Annotated in this window: 14 protein-coding genes; 2 read left to right on the forward strand and 12 right to left on the reverse strand. The window is 62.7% G+C overall.

The window, feature by feature from the left end:
* Positions 1-833 precede the first annotated feature (833 nt).
* Positions 834-1,166: a phage protein NinX family protein gene (locus tag AACL56_RS21610; RefSeq protein ID WP_339091851.1), complete on the forward strand. Its 333-nt coding sequence runs from the start codon at positions 834-836 to the stop codon at positions 1,164-1,166.
* A gap of 151 nt (positions 1,167-1,317) precedes the next feature.
* Complete coding sequence (locus AACL56_RS21615; protein ID WP_339091852.1) at positions 1,318-1,662, forward strand: hypothetical protein; 345 nt, start codon at positions 1,318-1,320, stop codon at positions 1,660-1,662.
* A 28-nt stretch (positions 1,663-1,690) separates the two neighbouring features.
* On the opposite strand, the gene AACL56_RS21620 is transcribed toward AACL56_RS21615, so the two are convergent.
* The 12 genes from AACL56_RS21620 to AACL56_RS21675 form a co-directional block, all read right to left on the reverse strand.
* Positions 1,691-3,202, reverse strand: a complete 1,512-nt coding sequence (locus tag AACL56_RS21620) for an acyltransferase (RefSeq protein ID WP_339091853.1) — start codon at positions 3,200-3,202, stop codon at positions 1,691-1,693.
* Positions 3,203-3,280: 78 nt separating this feature from the next.
* Complete coding sequence (locus tag AACL56_RS21625; protein WP_339091854.1) at positions 3,281-3,805, reverse strand: DUF2514 family protein; 525 nt, start codon at positions 3,803-3,805, stop codon at positions 3,281-3,283.
* A 58-nt stretch (positions 3,806-3,863) separates the two neighbouring features.
* The gene (locus AACL56_RS21630) at positions 3,864-4,415 is read right to left on the reverse strand and encodes a glycoside hydrolase family 19 protein (protein WP_339091855.1); all 552 of its coding nucleotides are present in this window, start codon (positions 4,413-4,415) and stop codon (positions 3,864-3,866) included.
* A complete protein-coding gene (locus tag AACL56_RS21635; RefSeq protein WP_339091856.1) occupies positions 4,415-4,906 on the reverse strand; it encodes a hypothetical protein in 492 nt (163 codons plus the stop codon). The genes AACL56_RS21630 and AACL56_RS21635 overlap by 1 nt, the downstream gene beginning before the upstream one ends.
* Positions 4,887-5,387, reverse strand: coding sequence for a hypothetical protein (locus tag AACL56_RS21640; protein ID WP_339091857.1), 501 nt, complete (start codon positions 5,385-5,387; stop codon positions 4,887-4,889). Before AACL56_RS21640 ends, AACL56_RS21635 begins: the two co-directional genes overlap by 20 nt.
* 10 nt (positions 5,388-5,397) lie before the next feature.
* Positions 5,398-5,811 (reverse strand): hypothetical protein, encoded by a 414-nt coding sequence (locus AACL56_RS21645; protein ID WP_339091859.1) that lies wholly within the window; start codon positions 5,809-5,811, stop codon positions 5,398-5,400.
* A 3-nt stretch (positions 5,812-5,814) separates the two neighbouring features.
* Positions 5,815-6,645 (reverse strand): hypothetical protein, encoded by an 831-nt coding sequence (locus AACL56_RS21650; protein WP_339091860.1) that lies wholly within the window; start codon positions 6,643-6,645, stop codon positions 5,815-5,817.
* A 90-nt stretch (positions 6,646-6,735) separates the two neighbouring features.
* A complete protein-coding gene (locus AACL56_RS21655; RefSeq protein WP_339091861.1) occupies positions 6,736-9,720 on the reverse strand; it encodes a phage tail protein in 2,985 nt (994 codons plus the stop codon).
* A gap of 62 nt (positions 9,721-9,782) precedes the next feature.
* Positions 9,783-10,178 (reverse strand): DUF6950 family protein, encoded by a 396-nt coding sequence (locus AACL56_RS21660; RefSeq protein WP_339091862.1) that lies wholly within the window; start codon positions 10,176-10,178, stop codon positions 9,783-9,785.
* Positions 10,178-10,753 carry a hypothetical protein gene (locus tag AACL56_RS21665; protein WP_339091863.1) on the reverse strand — a complete coding sequence of 192 codons (576 nt, stop codon included), beginning with the start codon at positions 10,751-10,753 and terminating at the stop codon, positions 10,178-10,180. The genes AACL56_RS21660 and AACL56_RS21665 overlap by 1 nt, the downstream gene beginning before the upstream one ends.
* The gene (locus AACL56_RS21670) at positions 10,750-11,349 is read right to left on the reverse strand and encodes a hypothetical protein (protein WP_339091864.1); all 600 of its coding nucleotides are present in this window, start codon (positions 11,347-11,349) and stop codon (positions 10,750-10,752) included. The genes AACL56_RS21665 and AACL56_RS21670 overlap by 4 nt, the downstream gene beginning before the upstream one ends.
* A complete protein-coding gene (locus AACL56_RS21675; RefSeq protein WP_339091865.1) occupies positions 11,346-13,748 on the reverse strand; it encodes a phage tail tape measure protein in 2,403 nt (800 codons plus the stop codon). The genes AACL56_RS21670 and AACL56_RS21675 overlap by 4 nt, the downstream gene beginning before the upstream one ends.
* Between the last annotated feature and the right edge of the window lie 122 nt (positions 13,749-13,870).

Consider the following 13,870-nt stretch of genomic DNA (forward strand, 5'->3'; position numbering starts at 1 on the left):
GATTTCGCCATGTTGCCTATGGCGGCGCAGCACAAATACAAGCTGCAAGCGGCCCGGAGTGTATTCGACTGCGAGAGCCCGGATGTAACGCGGTCGCTTCGCAGCTACAGCGAGATGCGCTCGAGTTGCATGCCAGGAAGTCTTTTGCGTTGGTTGCAGCTTTGCGCCGCAAGCTTTTTGGCGCGGCGCAAGTCGGTCCTCAACGTGCGACTTTCAACGGATGAAGTTCGATAGCAGTCAGAGATGGCGCTCGTCGAGGTCAGTCCAAGTGCCGCGGACGGTGCTATCCACGGCTGCTGCGCTCATTGGTTCAGCGCGGCGACCAGAACTTCGCAGGAAGTCGGATTTCACGTGTGCACGACAACAGGCGCCATGTCTATGCACTCAAGGCCTCCTGACAAAAGCACCGAGTACCGCTCGATCTTTCCTGTCGTAAGCAACTTGACCCCCGGATGCAGGAACGGCTCTCGACGATGAGACCTTGCATGTCTTCATCGAACACCTATTTGCGAACTCACGACCTCAACGCTCGCACGCAAGCACGCGCAACTGCGAACAAATATCTGGGCGGGAAGAAAGAAAGGGGAAGAGTGTCCAAGCCAGAAAGGACTGAACCAGAAAGTGAAAAGCCCTTGCAACTCGTTTGAGCTGCAAGGGCTTCTGACTGGCGGAGTGGACGGGACTCGAACCCGCGACCCCCGGCGTGACAGGCCGGAACCAGAAGCCAGCAAAGACGCGGGTTTCAGCTACTCTGCATATTCCAAAGCGCGAATCCGAGCCCCAGTGTTTATGCGGACCTCAGAGGTAGCATTCCAACAAAACAGGAGCCGAAAATGGAAGTATCGAAGCTGGAAGGGGCGATGCTCGACTACTGGGTTGCACGAGCCGAGGGAATGTCGCCCAGCCAAGAATCGCAGATGCGCTACATGCCGTCCACCGACTGGGCGGACGGCGGGAAGATCATCGAACGAGAAGGAATAGCGGTGACCCGAGGCGATGCGACCACTGTCTGGTTTGCAGGGTGGCAGGCATCGTCTGACGCCGGAGACGAAAACCTAGACGGGTTTCGCCGGGTCGCCGCCGAGTGCTGGCATAGCGGCTCGACGCCGCTGATTGCCGCCATGCGGGCTTTCGTAGACTCGAAGTTCGGGCCCAAGGTGGCCTAGTATCTATTCACGAATCCATTCCTCCTGGCCTGCGCCAGAGGGAGAGAGCCGGAAAGTATCTATTCAAGGCGCGAGGAGCTGAAAGCTGTATATTCATACAGTGTTCTGCCATGTCCTCACCCTTCGATCACACGGCCAATGGCTGCCGCGCGTGCGCCTGATCGGGAAGGCCGGCGCCCCTGGCGTCCTCGAGTTCCGCAGGGCAGACCCGAACTATTGGGGCCGGACGATGCAGGCCCGGCTGTTGCCGTTGGATGGCCCGGTGCGCGACATCCTGCTGCCCTTGCAGTACGCGCGACTGCTGACGGTCAAGGAGGGCGGCATCTTGATCTCGGGCTACGAGATCACCTCGCGCGGGGCGAAGAGCAAGTCGATCCGGACGCTGCAGACCTGGTGGTGTGTGGTCGACCCCGAACCGGGCTATGCGGTGCTACAGCGCATGGAGGTGCGCAGCAGCACCGGTTTCGACGTGAACGATGACGACATGCCCGACTGAGGCCGAGCCGCGTGGCGGGCTGCCATAGCTATTGGACGAGAATTTCCACTGTGTTGCTCTTCATAAAGCGGCCGATCTCGAACCACTCGACGGACAACTTCAGAACGCCTGGGTCTTTCACCATGTCCGCCGGCACGAAAGCCGATATACCCATTTTCCCGGGCGAGCTTTCCAGCTTTCTGCCGTTGAGCACAACGTAAGCCGACGGGTCTACGGGCGCGTCGACCTCGATCCAGAGCGCCGACCGACCGTCGGGCTGCACATTGAACGTCGCGCCACGGGGCGTGGCAGTGGGCCCGTACCTGAAGATCGTGAAGGTGGGCGCATCGACGCGCGCCCGCTGGCGCGACTCGGCCAACTTCGACGCACCGAACGGCACCGCCACGCAAAGCAGGACTACCGCCAATGCGGCAACAGCATGCCGCCGGGCCGGGCCTTTCCCCACTTGGTCGTCCCCTGCGAGCTTTCGGCCACTGCCGAATATCAGCCGCGGAGCGCGCAGCAATGGCCGCTCGATGAAGAACCAGCTCAGCGCGGCCAGCACTGTCACAACGGCCATGGCCACCACGAACAGGCCATAGGGGTTCAAGCTCGGGAAGCGCAATGCGAGCAGTTGTTGAACTGGGAACCCGTACAGGAAGATCCCGTAAGAGAAGTCGTTCTGAACCTTCACCCGCGCGGCGAGCGAACGAAGACCGCCAACCCAGAGCACCAGGGCTCCGAAGAAGAAATGGAAGACGATGTGAGCACTCGGTGCGGGCACCAAGAAGATCGCCAGAAACAACAACGCCACATGCTTCAATCTCACTGCGACCACGTCGCGGAGCGCATACACGAAAACGCCCCCCAGGAAGTAGAAGACCGGCACGAAGCCGTCAGACATGGTGCTCAAGTGGTGGCCGAAAAGCGGGCGGTACAGCAGAAACAGAGCAAAGAGCATTGCAGCAGTCACCGCCGCTGCCACGCGTTTCTGCACGCTGATCAACCCCAGCAGACCGAACCCGAGGACCAAGATGTACATCCGGATCTCGATGATCAGCGACCACAGCGAGCCGTTCATTCCCTGCACGTAGGGGCCGTCGCCGAAGACCGTGGGAATGTTCCACTGCACGTTTGTCAGCGACAGGTTGTTGAGCACATAGTCGTGCACTGGCTTGCTGGCAAAGTAGTTGCGCAGTGGGGCCGTGGTGCCGAGGGCACCAACAACGTATGCGGAGAACACAAGGCAGACGATCAGCGCAGGGAAGATGCGCGCGACGCGTTGAGTCACGAACTGCACTGGGTTCTCAGTGCGGCACCAGCTCTGCGCGATGAGAATGCCGCTGATGAGGAAGAAGGCATGCACGCCGAGATTGCCCGAGAGTTCCCGGAACGGAAAGGCAAGTGAGACGGGGTCTGCGAACCCCTGCCACGCGCGTGAGATCCAAAACGAATGGCCGAACACCACGGCAGCGGCGGCGATTAGTCGGATCAGGTTGAAATTGTTGTCGCTGCTCGCGATCATGTCCCCGAGAGTTCGCGGGCTTTGCGTGCTGGTCAATGTCCTTCCTCCATGCCCATATTGGTGCGGGCTGGGAGGGAATCTAACAGCACGACGAGAAATGACCCGTGGCGGGTCTTATGGACTCGTCACCGCGTCGGCGTGCCGCTCGCAGATGGTGCCGGCGGCCCCGCGTTCATCAGCGATTCGCGCCATCTCTCCCGCTCGAGCGTCAGCGCGGCCGAACAGGTCGGCAAGCAGATCGAGGGGGTCGGCGGCTGGCGGCCCTCCGGCGGCAGCGGCGGGCGCTGCGCTGGCTGCACGGACGGCGGCGCGATAGGCGGCGAGTTGCTGCTGCAGCTGGCGAGCAGCATCCCCAGCGCGATCAGCATCAACACGGGCAGCGGCAATCTGTTTTTGACCATCTTGAATCACTCCATCGACGCGAGTGCGCCATGTATGTTCGAGGGTGCGCTGCGCGCGCTCGGCCAAGCGGCCGGACTCGGCCGCAGTGGCGCGGTATTCGGCCAGCTCAGTGCGCGCCGCGGCGGAGTCGCTGCGCTGCTCTGCGAGGCGCACGGTCTGCAGGCCCAGCAGCGCCAGCAGGCCGGCGACAGCGATCAACCGCCAATTTCCGACAGCCCAGGTCAGCGCTGCAGCCATGGGCATTCCTTCGCGGTGTGGCCCTCTGCGCCGCAGTAGCAACACCAGCGGCCGGCGTTCATGCGAGCCCCAGCGCGGCGCGTGCGCCAGCGTAGAGCGCTTCCCGGTCTTCCATGCCGTTGAAGCCACCATTGATTCGGCGCACATACTCACGGAAGTTGCCCGAGTCGGCCACCGCATTGAGGCCTCGCATGTCGATGTAGTCGCAGGCTGAGAGCGCCGCCCACTGCGGGTCTGCCAGCTGCTCTGGGTGCTCCACGAAGTCGGGCACGATCGGGAAGCGGGCGCGCAGGCGATCCCGAGCCGCAGCATGGTTGGCCCGGCCCGTGGTCTGGATGAGGCCATGACCGCGGAAGCGCGAGCCATCACCGGCCTGGGTGTTGCCGAGATCCTTCCGGCCCTCGTAGCCCTTCTGCGCCGCCGTCGGCCCCCAGAGCTCGGTCGTGTACTGCAGCCGGGCGGACTCGTGCCCCACATTCGCCAGAAACATCGCCTGGCGCAGCGGCGTGTCGATCATGTAGAAGGCCATGCCGGCCGACAGAAAGTCGGCGAAAATCTGGGCGCGGCCGAGTTGCGCGCCGGTGCAGCGCGCGAGTGTCTGTGCATCCATCATTTGTCTCCCAGCGGAGCGACGTCCGTAATCGGGTCAGGATTTCCCTGGATGGTTTTCTGCGCACGGTTCGCTGCGGCCTCGGCCAGGCTGTGGACCTTCGAGAAGGCCCACTTCGGCGCGTAGCCGCACACGAGCAGCACCAGCAGGCGCAGATCTTTGGTCACGGCCGGGAGCTCGATGCCGAACCGCTCGACGCTGGCGAACTCGTTCCAGCCCTGCACGACCACATAACCGATGACGCCGCAGATCAGCGAGACGCCAAGGTCCTTCAGCAGCAGAAGCCGCGTGTTGCCGACCAAGTTCGCGCGGCCCATCAAGTAGAGCAGCGTGCGCGCGGAGCCGCCGGCGAGTCCCGCCAAGGCCGAGATGCCCAACGACACGAAATCGTAGGCGAGCATGTCCTGCGTCAGCGAGGTGTTCGCATAGCAGATGGCGCTCCAGCAGCACAGCCAGGCGATGAAGAAGCGTTCAGGGTTCTTTTGCAGCATAGTCGCGGAGGTCCTGGGCGTTGACGGAGAAGCCGAACGCGAAAGCGAGCGACACGGAGCAAAGTGCGCGCACGAGGTAGGCGGCCCACAACAGGCCGTAGTCGAGCGGGTAGGCCTTGTAGGCGAGGAAGATCCACATGCAGCACGCGGCATATGCCGCCCACCCTGCGCACTGGCGCGGCCAGCGAAGCGAAAGTCGGCCAGGCATCACACACAGCATGAACAGGTGTGGCAACACAGCGAGAAGCGAGAAGCCGTAGACACCGACGACGATCCAGTGCGACGGCTGCACCAGCTTCGACACCGTCGAGATCAGCGAATCCGGGACCGTCAGCAGGTAGAAGATCGGCTCGCACAGCATCAATGCGAGCCCGACCGTGAGCATGGTGGCGTAGATGCGCACCTCGGTGCGATCCTGATCACGAGGAAGGCTGAAGGCCCGCCGTGCGTACTCACGCGCTTCGTCGATGGTGTGAATCATGGGCAGGCCCTCAGTCGAACACCGGCGCGGCCGGCAGCATCGCGATCAACTGCTCGAGCGTCGGTTCCTCGGTGTTGCCGGCCTGCACCGCCGCCATCAGCTGGTAGCAGGCTGCATAGACCTGATCCATCCAGGTTCCGAATGCGACTCCGTCCGCGTGGAAAGGGCTCTCCGGTAGCGCTGCGCGCACCGATGCGCTCAGGATGCTGTCGTAGCCCTTGGCACGCGCGGCAGCGTTCAGGTGCGCATCGACGCCGGCCAGCAGCACCGCCGCGCGCTGCTCGAGGGTGGGCCCGGCGGGCAACGCCGGTTCGTTGTCGGCCGCCCACTCGACGAAGGCCAAGTAGTCGGCGTTCTCGGGGTCCAGCGGAATGCGCGCGTCGTCGGATTGGCGCAGGACATAGTCGGGGTAGAGGATGTACATGGCTCAGAGCTCCGCAGAGGCAGAAGTAAGAAAGTCAAAGGCGAAAGAGTCACCCGCCGAGGAACTCGAAAGCTCGAGCCGGAATCCCCGGATAGTCGCGGCGACATATGAAAACGTCGCCGCGTTTCCAGCAGAACCCGCCGTGAACGTCGCAACGGTCGGTGTAGCTCGCATCACGACCGGAAGGTTCACTTGAGCCGATGCACCTTGGCCAGCACCCGTCGCAAAGAAACGCACGCCCGTGTAGACCAGCTGGAAGTACCGGCGGCACAGCAACTCTTCGAAAGACACCGGCCGGCGCTCGAAGGGCGTGGGAACAGTGCCGAGTTCGAACTGCGCCTGGCCGACTGCGCCAACGAATTTCACGGTCACGTTCGTGTTCGCTGGCAACGAAGCGGTATTCCCGCCATTGGTGATGGCAGCGCCATTGACCGTAGCGGTTGCGGCGCCGGTCCAGCTCAGGGTGTAGACGCCGCCCACAATGTTGGCACCCTCGATGACCTGCTCACCCCCGCTTGCTGGGAAGGTGACAGTGCGATCAGGCGAGGCCGCCCCGAATGTCGCGTTTTGCCCCGACGTAGGGATGCGCCAACGATCCAGCGTGTACTGGTTCGCGCCAGTCGTGTTCGCACCCGAAACGTAGGCCCGCTGGTTGATGGCGAAATTCCCATTGATCAGCAGATTTCGGAAGCTGATCACCGGACCGATGCCGAGGGCGACGCGCGCCTCCGCTGCGTTTCCGGTCGCGCCCAACAGCCCGGTGACGTAGTCCCACAGTGCACCGATGGCCGTGCGGAACGTGGCATTCGACGGGTTCGGGTAGGTGTCGGCCAAGCCGGTTCTTGCGGGAGGTGCTGCCATGATTTGCCTTTCGGAAATGAAAAAGGCCGCCCGAAGGCGGCCCGAAGGTCGAAGCGATGAGGACTAGTAGCCCTTGAGGGTGATATCTGCGGTGGCGCCCGATACGGCGACGCCGGCCGCATTCAATAGCCGGATGACTGGCGCCAGCGGCAAAGTCTTCGTGATCTCTGGGGTGCGCGCCCCGCTGCCGTTGGCTTGGATGGTTGCCTGCACGGTCTTGATCGAAGTGAAGTTCTTCGTGTAGGGGATGGTTGTCCCCCCTGAGGAAACCGCCAGGTCCGGGATCTCTTCTTCCAGATCGGGCGCATCGATCGTCAGCACCATCTCTTCCAGGATGCCGCGGTCAACGCCGGCGCCGATGGTCACGCGGAATTGGTAGACCTCGTTCGCAGCAATGAGCTGGCCCGGCCACGGCTGCCATGCACCGGGACCGTCGTAGAACGGGTCTGCATCCGGCCCGTACATCGGATCGTTGTCGGCACCGTAGAGAGAGCCCGGGCCTGACAACCGGAAATCGATGTGCAAGTCCGTGCCCTGCGTCTGCGTGTTCAGGGTCATGATCGACCCAGCCAGCGCAGAAGAGATCGAAATCTCCGTGGTCACGTAGACCATCTGCCCATACGCGCCGATGTCGTAGAAGGGATCGAGGTCGGCGCCATAGAAGCTCTGGTCGTCCGTGCCGTAGAGCGAGTCGAGCGCATCGGCCGATGGCTTCCCGCCCACCAGGGTCCATCCGCTTTGCTCTCCCGGTTGCGCCGGCCACCCGAGGGCGTCGAAGTCCCACTGCTCGATGATGTTGGCGATCGGCGGGTCGCCCAGGTTCATCACGATGTTGGCCGTAGCCGCAGACTGGTTCCCGCTGGTGTCCTGGGCCTTGCCCATGATGGTCACCACGCCGCCCGGCCGCGTCACCAAGTCGTAAGGACTTTCGGTGATCAGCCCGTTGTGCAGCAGGGCTGCGCTGTTCCAGTCGGTGTTGTTGCCGTACTGAAATCTGAAGACGAAGCCGGCCAGGTCAGGCACACGCCGCGGCATCGTCCAAGAGAGCACGCTGCCTGAGACCGTGAGGTTCTCGATGTTGGGCGGCGGCTCGGTCTTGCCGATGACCTGGTGCTGAACCTGCTGTCCCCAGTCGCTCACCGCGAGGCTGTTGCGCGTGCGCAGGCGAACGAGGATCAGCGCCAAGTCCTCCACGCCAGTGAACTTCACCTCGGTCGCTTCCCCCGGTGCAAGCACGCTGATCCAGCCGCCATCAGGCAGAACACGGTATTGCAGTTCGACCTGGCCGCCCTGCACGATCGACTGGTCGGCGATGGGCGCCCAGGTCACGCGCACGCCATTGACGATCGTCCCGTCGCTCTGAATGACCAGCTCACCTTCGCCGCTGCTGATCGACAGCAGCGTCGGGGGATTGATGTCCCACGGCTTGGGCAAGCCGGTGTTGGGCGCATAGCCACCCGGCAGGAAGCCTGCGCCCCAGGTGAAGATCGCCGCCGTGGTTTCCTTCAGCGTCAACTGCACCAAGCCCTCGGGCGAGAACGTGCGAGCCATGACGCGAAACTCTTTGTTCACCCAGCCATATCGGGCAAGAGTCAACGTCACGCCGTCGAAGAGCTCGAGCGGGTAGGCCGACATCTTGAAAGGCAGCGAAACCGTCAGCGGGTCCCGGCTGTCGCGCAGCATGATCCCGGCGATGTGATACGCCTGCCCGGCATAGAACACCGCAGGCATCGTGACTTCCTGCGACAGCTCTGCGCCGTCGGCCGCGACCAGTGCATCAGCGCGGAATGGCGTGATCGGAGTTTCGACGTAGTTGGCCGCCTGGTCCCAGATCCGGATCGCCACCGTATTGAACTTCTCGTTGCGCGGCTGGTGGGGGCTGATCGTGATGCCGCTTTGGCTTTCCGAACCGTCATTGCTTCGCTGCACGACGGCCAAGTCTCGGTCGGTCAGGCTCATCACCGGCAGCTGGTACACCCCGGCACGCACGAAGAACTCGCCGGCAGCGTAGGCCCATTCCCCGCCCATGGCCTGCGCCAGGTCGTCGAGCACGTCGCGCGTGGCGGTGCCAAACGGAAACACTGAGGCGCCCCGGTACAAGCGGACCACGGTGCCAGGGATGTAGTCGATCGTGTCGTCGCATGCGTTGGCCGCGGCGATGATGCGCGTGTCCTCTGCTGGCGTGAACCCAGTGCGCTTGCCGAATTGGGGATGCTGCAGCACATGCCGCATCAGGAGCGCGGGATTCTCCGAGAACTCCGTCAGACCCGTGCGGGTGTCGAGCACCTTTGCGCCGCGAAGCTGAACCGTCACCGTCGGAATACCAGACGGCAAAGCCGTGTCGTTGTATGCGAACTGGCAAACCAGGTAGGCGACGCCGGACACACGGTGGTCTGGCGTCCACACTCCCGGCAGCATTGCCACCAGCGCAGGATCTGCCTGCTGCCCCGGAGCGCCGAGGTGCCAGCGGATGTTGACGAAGGAATTGAACCCCGAGTACTGGTAGTGAACGCGGGCGGTCCAGCCTGGCAGTGGCTCCTTGATGGTCACGACACGTCCGCTGACCGTGCAATCCAGTGCGTGGCTGCCGACTCCGCCAGGAGCAACTTCGCTGGCCGAGACGGAGCCGGGAACTGGATCGTAGTCGAGCGTCACGGTCAGCATGCCGAATGGCACGTCCTTGTCCGCACTCAGCGTGGCTGCCCGGCCGTAGGGCGCCGTCGTCACCTGCCCGCCGCTGTTGATGTCGACTGGCTGGTCGTTCAGATAGACCTGCTCGATGCCGTCGATCTCGTGCTCGGCCACGGCGATGCACATGATGAACAGCTCTTTGTACTGACCGACGCTGGTCTTGAAGAAGACGTGACCACCTTTCCGAACCCGGCCCAGCACCAGTTCGCGCTGCACCACGGTGCCCGGCACGTTGGCCAGGCGGTCGACCTGAGCCGCATCGAACTGAGCCCTTGCCACGCGCTCTGCCTTGCGCTTCTGGTAGCTGCTCAGCGCCAACGTACCTACGATCGAGATGGCATAGGCAGCGAAAGTCACTGCGGCCGTAATCGTTCCGCCAGTGAAAACCGCTGCCAACCCGTATGCAATTGCTTGTGGCATTAGATCTTCCAGGCCGCAAGTGCGGCTTCCATGCCCAAGGCGACCATGCCAAGTTCTCCCGGCGCCATGACGTTCACGCCATTGCAGATGCCCAGCATTTCCCGGTCTTCGTTCAGCACCAGAACGACATCCCCGACGCTTGCCAGCAAAGGGGAAACGGATGTGCCAAGGTATTCGGACGCCAGCGCCTGCAGGCCGCCGGCCTCAGCAACCCTCCGCATCGCCCCGAACTCGCTGTCGTAGGGCTCAACCGATGCCATGGGGTTCACGCCCGTGATCGCCTCAACACCGGCTGCGGCGAAGGTGCAGCAGTCGTTCGAGCCCCATGCAAAGGGCATCCTTGCGCGCGCCTTGCCGAACTCGGAAAAGCGCTTTTGCCAGTCGGGTAGCTTCATCAGCGGCTATCGATGTAGTACTGCTTGGTGGGCCAGACGATGGGCACGTTCGCCTGAGAGACGATGTATTCGAAGGCCCTGTCACCGGGGTAGAGAAACCGCTGGTCAGCATCGCTGGTGGTCAGCGAGGTCCCGCGCAGAAGATCAACAGCCGTGCTCTCTGCCGTCACCGCAATGGAGCACGTATTCCCGTCTTCCTGAATGCTCATCGTGTCGATAAGTCCGGTCCAATCGAGCGGTGCATCGAGCACCTGGGCGCCCGAGACGATGGCGAGGCGAATCGAAATCGGGGTGCCCTGAACGATGGTGGAATCTGCAAGGGCGAGAGCAAGGTTCTCTATCGGAACGCCCGACATCTCGAACTGCAGCCCCTTGATCTCCCCAGGGGAGTCTTCGATGGGGCTGATCGAGCCGAGCCCCGCCGCGCCCATGTAGGTCACCCCGCCATAAACAAGCGGCAAATTCCAGTTGTTGAGAGCAATGGGCAGACCTGGGAACCCCATGTAAACCAGCTGCGCAATGGCCAACTGGGCAGCACTCATAGCCGCCAGCGCCGGTCCCGCGATGATTCTCACGAGACCGCCTCCACGAAATCAATTGACACTTCGGTCGCGTACCCCGGGATGTACTGCACAGCAGATTGCGAGGACTGGCGAAAAAGCGCTGTCGGCTTGTCCCAGACAACCTGCGAGCCACTGGCTGCCGCTACTCTTGAACGGTTGACCACGTCGATGTTCATTGCTCCAGAGCCATTGGCGACTACGTCTTTCGCCACTTGGAATAGCTGGCCACCAACGCCAACCATGTCACCGGCAAGCAGCGTCGCCCCCGCCGTCGTCGTCACTTGGATGTTCGGATCGCCGACGAACAAGGGTGCCCCTACTGCAACGACTGGACTGCCACGCATCGTTCCCCGCGGCACCTTGCGGATCCAGTGGAAAAGCGCCACCGTGTTCGTCATGCCTCGAAGCGACGCAATGAATGCCTCGACTCGCGCCGCATCAGCAAACTTACGGTTCGGCAGGCTCAGAGAGACCAACCACCGGTCGTTCCCCATGTCGATGACCTGCTCACTGCCGCCGAATGGAGATGCGAAGGCGCGCTGATTCGTCTGCAGGCGCATGCTGAACGAGTTCGGGCAGAAGCCGGCCGGGAGTGCAATCAGGCTCATTGCGACAGACTCCCTGCGAATCGCTGGCTGCGGCCGATCCGCGATGCGGTCTGTGCTTGTGACGCGGCAATGGCTTGCTTGACCATGCTGACGCTGGCCACGTCGCCGACAGTGAAGTTGTAGACGGTGGTGCCGCCGGAGGATGGATCACCGAGCGCATGGTTCGGGATGATCTTTCCCGCCGTGTTCGGCGTGAAGAGTTCAGGCCCTCGCTCACCCACAAGGTACGTGCCGCCGGCACCAACAGGGCCGCCAGTGGCGCGAGTGCCTGCAAGCCCCTGGATGAATGTGTCGAAGACGCCCATTTCCGCGGAACTCGGTCCGCTGCTGCCGCCGCCGAGCCGGCTGCTGAGCAAGCCGGCCAGCGGGCCGGTGATCTGCTGCTTGATGACGATGCGGGCTATGTCGCTCAGGATCGAATCCACCAGGCTCTTGAAGTCCAGTTTGCCGGTCTTCACGAAATTGACCAGTGCATCTTCCATCCCGCCGAAAGCGCGCGTGACGGCCTCCTCGGTCTGCTTGAAAACATTCTGCGACTCGTCGAAGTAGTTGCGTGCGCCCTCCGAGATCCCTAGCGCGAACGACTTCTGTCTCAGTTCGATTTGAGCGTAGTAGTCCTTGTAGCTGTCGATCGACTTTTTCTGGAACTCCTGAATCAGCGCAAGCTCACGCTCGTAGTCGGCCTGGCGGCCGGCAAACTTCCCGTTCCTGTTGTCCCGCTCGAGGTCCTGGCGCTTCTGGTCGTAGGTCTGTTCGATCTGGTTCAGCGCGGATGCCAGGTCACGGCTCTTCGTGCCCTGCCCCATACCAGTGACCTCGAGTTCGCGCGCCCGGTTCGTCACGTCGAGGAACGACTGTGCCGCCTCTCGCGCATCGACGAAGGCCTTGGCGATCTTGCTTGCCGAATCGGTCGCCTGGATGTCCAACACCTTCAGGTTCGCCGCGGAATTCGCGCGGGCCTTGTCGAGGTCTGCGATGGCGTCCTTCAGCTTTCGCTGGTTGTCGATCGCGTCCTTGCCGGTCAGCCGGCCCTGCTCTTGTTGGAGTCGGTCGACGGCCTTCTGCAAGCTCTCCTGCTCTAGCCGGTCGCCTTCGACCTGCAGCTTGCGCCGCTCCTCGAAGTAGTCAGCCTCGCTGATCAGGTTTGCCGAGCGCTGCGCCGAAAGGATCTTCTCGCGGTTGTCGTAGGCATTCGTGAGCGCAGCCGTGCCCTTCTTGATGTCCTCGAGGTCAGCGGCAAGTTGAGCCTTGGCCTCTTGCTCGGCGCTGTTGTCCTTCTTTCCGGAACCGGTTTTCGGAGGCGCCGTGGCGGTCAGCACAGGCTTGATGCCGGTGATGGCGCCGGCAAAATTGAGCATCCCGCCAAGTCCAGCCGGGTCCACGGCCGCCACGTTCTGCCCTACTGACATCACTCTCGCCTGAAACGCGTCGAGTTCTTTCCGAGCTCTCTTCCCGTCCTCCTTTACCGCTTCGCTGATGGCCGTATAGCCGCTGAAATCCATTCGAATCAGCGCATCAAGCTGAGCAATCACAGATGCGATTTCTCGTGCTACACCTAGGAAAACGAAGCCCACATCAGAGCCAACGACAGCGAGCGTCTGAAACACGACGGTCGCAGCCTTCACTGTGCCGCTCAGAACATCGGTCACCACTTCCACCGTTGCTTGATTCTTCGCGAGGTCCGAGAAGAGTTCTAGAGCGGCCTGCAAAGAAGGGATCAGCCCTGCGACCTGTTGTTGCGTGAACGCAGTGAACTCTCCTCGGAGACGCGCTGTCGCCTTCGAGAAGTCGTCGGCAGCGGCGATTTGGTCAGCAGTCAGTTTGACTTGCCGCTCGCCGCCTTCCGCCAGGTCGTGGAGGAACGGAAGCAGTTCCGCACCGGCCTTGCCGAACAGGGAGACAGCGATTGCCGTCTTCCCAGCGCCGTCAGCGAAGTTGTCCAGGGCTTTGGCCACGGCGTCCATCTGCTCCACCGGGGACAGCTTCTTGAACGAGTCGAACTCGAGGCCAATGTCCTTCAGTGCCGTCCCCACCGCCTTCGATTCGTCGTCGGTCTTGGCGAGCGACGACGTGAGCTTGATGGATGCCGCGGCGAAGGTGTCTGCGCTGGTGCCAGACAGCGTCAGCGCCATCTGCAAGGTGGCGATCTGCTCGGCCGAATCGCCAATCTTGTCGGACAGGTCCTTGAAGCTGGCGATCGCTTCTACGTTTCTACTGACCACCGCTGCCGTCCCGACAGCCAGCAAGCCAAGCGCCGCCCCGACAGCGGCTCCTGCCTTCGTGACAGCGGCTTCAATCTCCTTGGCGCGCTTCTCCGCCAGCTTCGCCGAACGGTTCATGTCCGCTTCGAACGAGCCGGTGCGCGCGAGCAGGTCGACTGTGATGGTGCCGATGGTCATGAGGTTCTTTTCGGAGGCGGTTGCACGCCGGCGGCGCGGAACAAGTCAAGGTCGGCGCTGGTGTGGCCAGTGATGGGCGGAGGCTGGAGCCAATCCAGCATTGCCCTCTCGTCTCCGCCCGC

It is taken from the genome of Variovorax paradoxus, assembly GCF_902712855.1.
GTDB lineage: Bacteria > Pseudomonadota > Gammaproteobacteria > Burkholderiales > Burkholderiaceae_C > Variovorax > Variovorax paradoxus_Q.

What these genes read in the sequence shown, in the direction of transcription:
- AACL56_RS21610 (WP_339091851.1), top strand. Translation starts at nt 834, where the DNA reads ATGGAAGTATCGAAGCTGGAAGGGGCGATGCTCGACTACTGGGTTGCA.
- AACL56_RS21625 (WP_339091854.1), bottom strand. Translation starts at nt 3,805, where the DNA reads ATGGCTGCAGCGCTGACCTGGGCTGTCGGAAATTGGCGGTTGATCGCT.
- AACL56_RS21630 (WP_339091855.1), bottom strand. Translation starts at nt 4,415, where the DNA reads ATGGATGCACAGACACTCGCGCGCTGCACCGGCGCGCAACTCGGCCGC.
- AACL56_RS21635 (WP_339091856.1), bottom strand. Translation starts at nt 4,906, where the DNA reads ATGCTGCAAAAGAACCCTGAACGCTTCTTCATCGCCTGGCTGTGCTGC.
- AACL56_RS21640 (WP_339091857.1), bottom strand. Translation starts at nt 5,387, where the DNA reads ATGATTCACACCATCGACGAAGCGCGTGAGTACGCACGGCGGGCCTTC.
- AACL56_RS21645 (WP_339091859.1), bottom strand. Translation starts at nt 5,811, where the DNA reads ATGTACATCCTCTACCCCGACTATGTCCTGCGCCAATCCGACGACGCG.
- AACL56_RS21660 (WP_339091862.1), bottom strand. Translation starts at nt 10,178, where the DNA reads ATGAAGCTACCCGACTGGCAAAAGCGCTTTTCCGAGTTCGGCAAGGCG.
- AACL56_RS21670 (WP_339091864.1), bottom strand. Translation starts at nt 11,349, where the DNA reads ATGAGCCTGATTGCACTCCCGGCCGGCTTCTGCCCGAACTCGTTCAGC.
- AACL56_RS21675 (WP_339091865.1), bottom strand. Translation starts at nt 13,748, where the DNA reads ATGACCATCGGCACCATCACAGTCGACCTGCTCGCGCGCACCGGCTCG.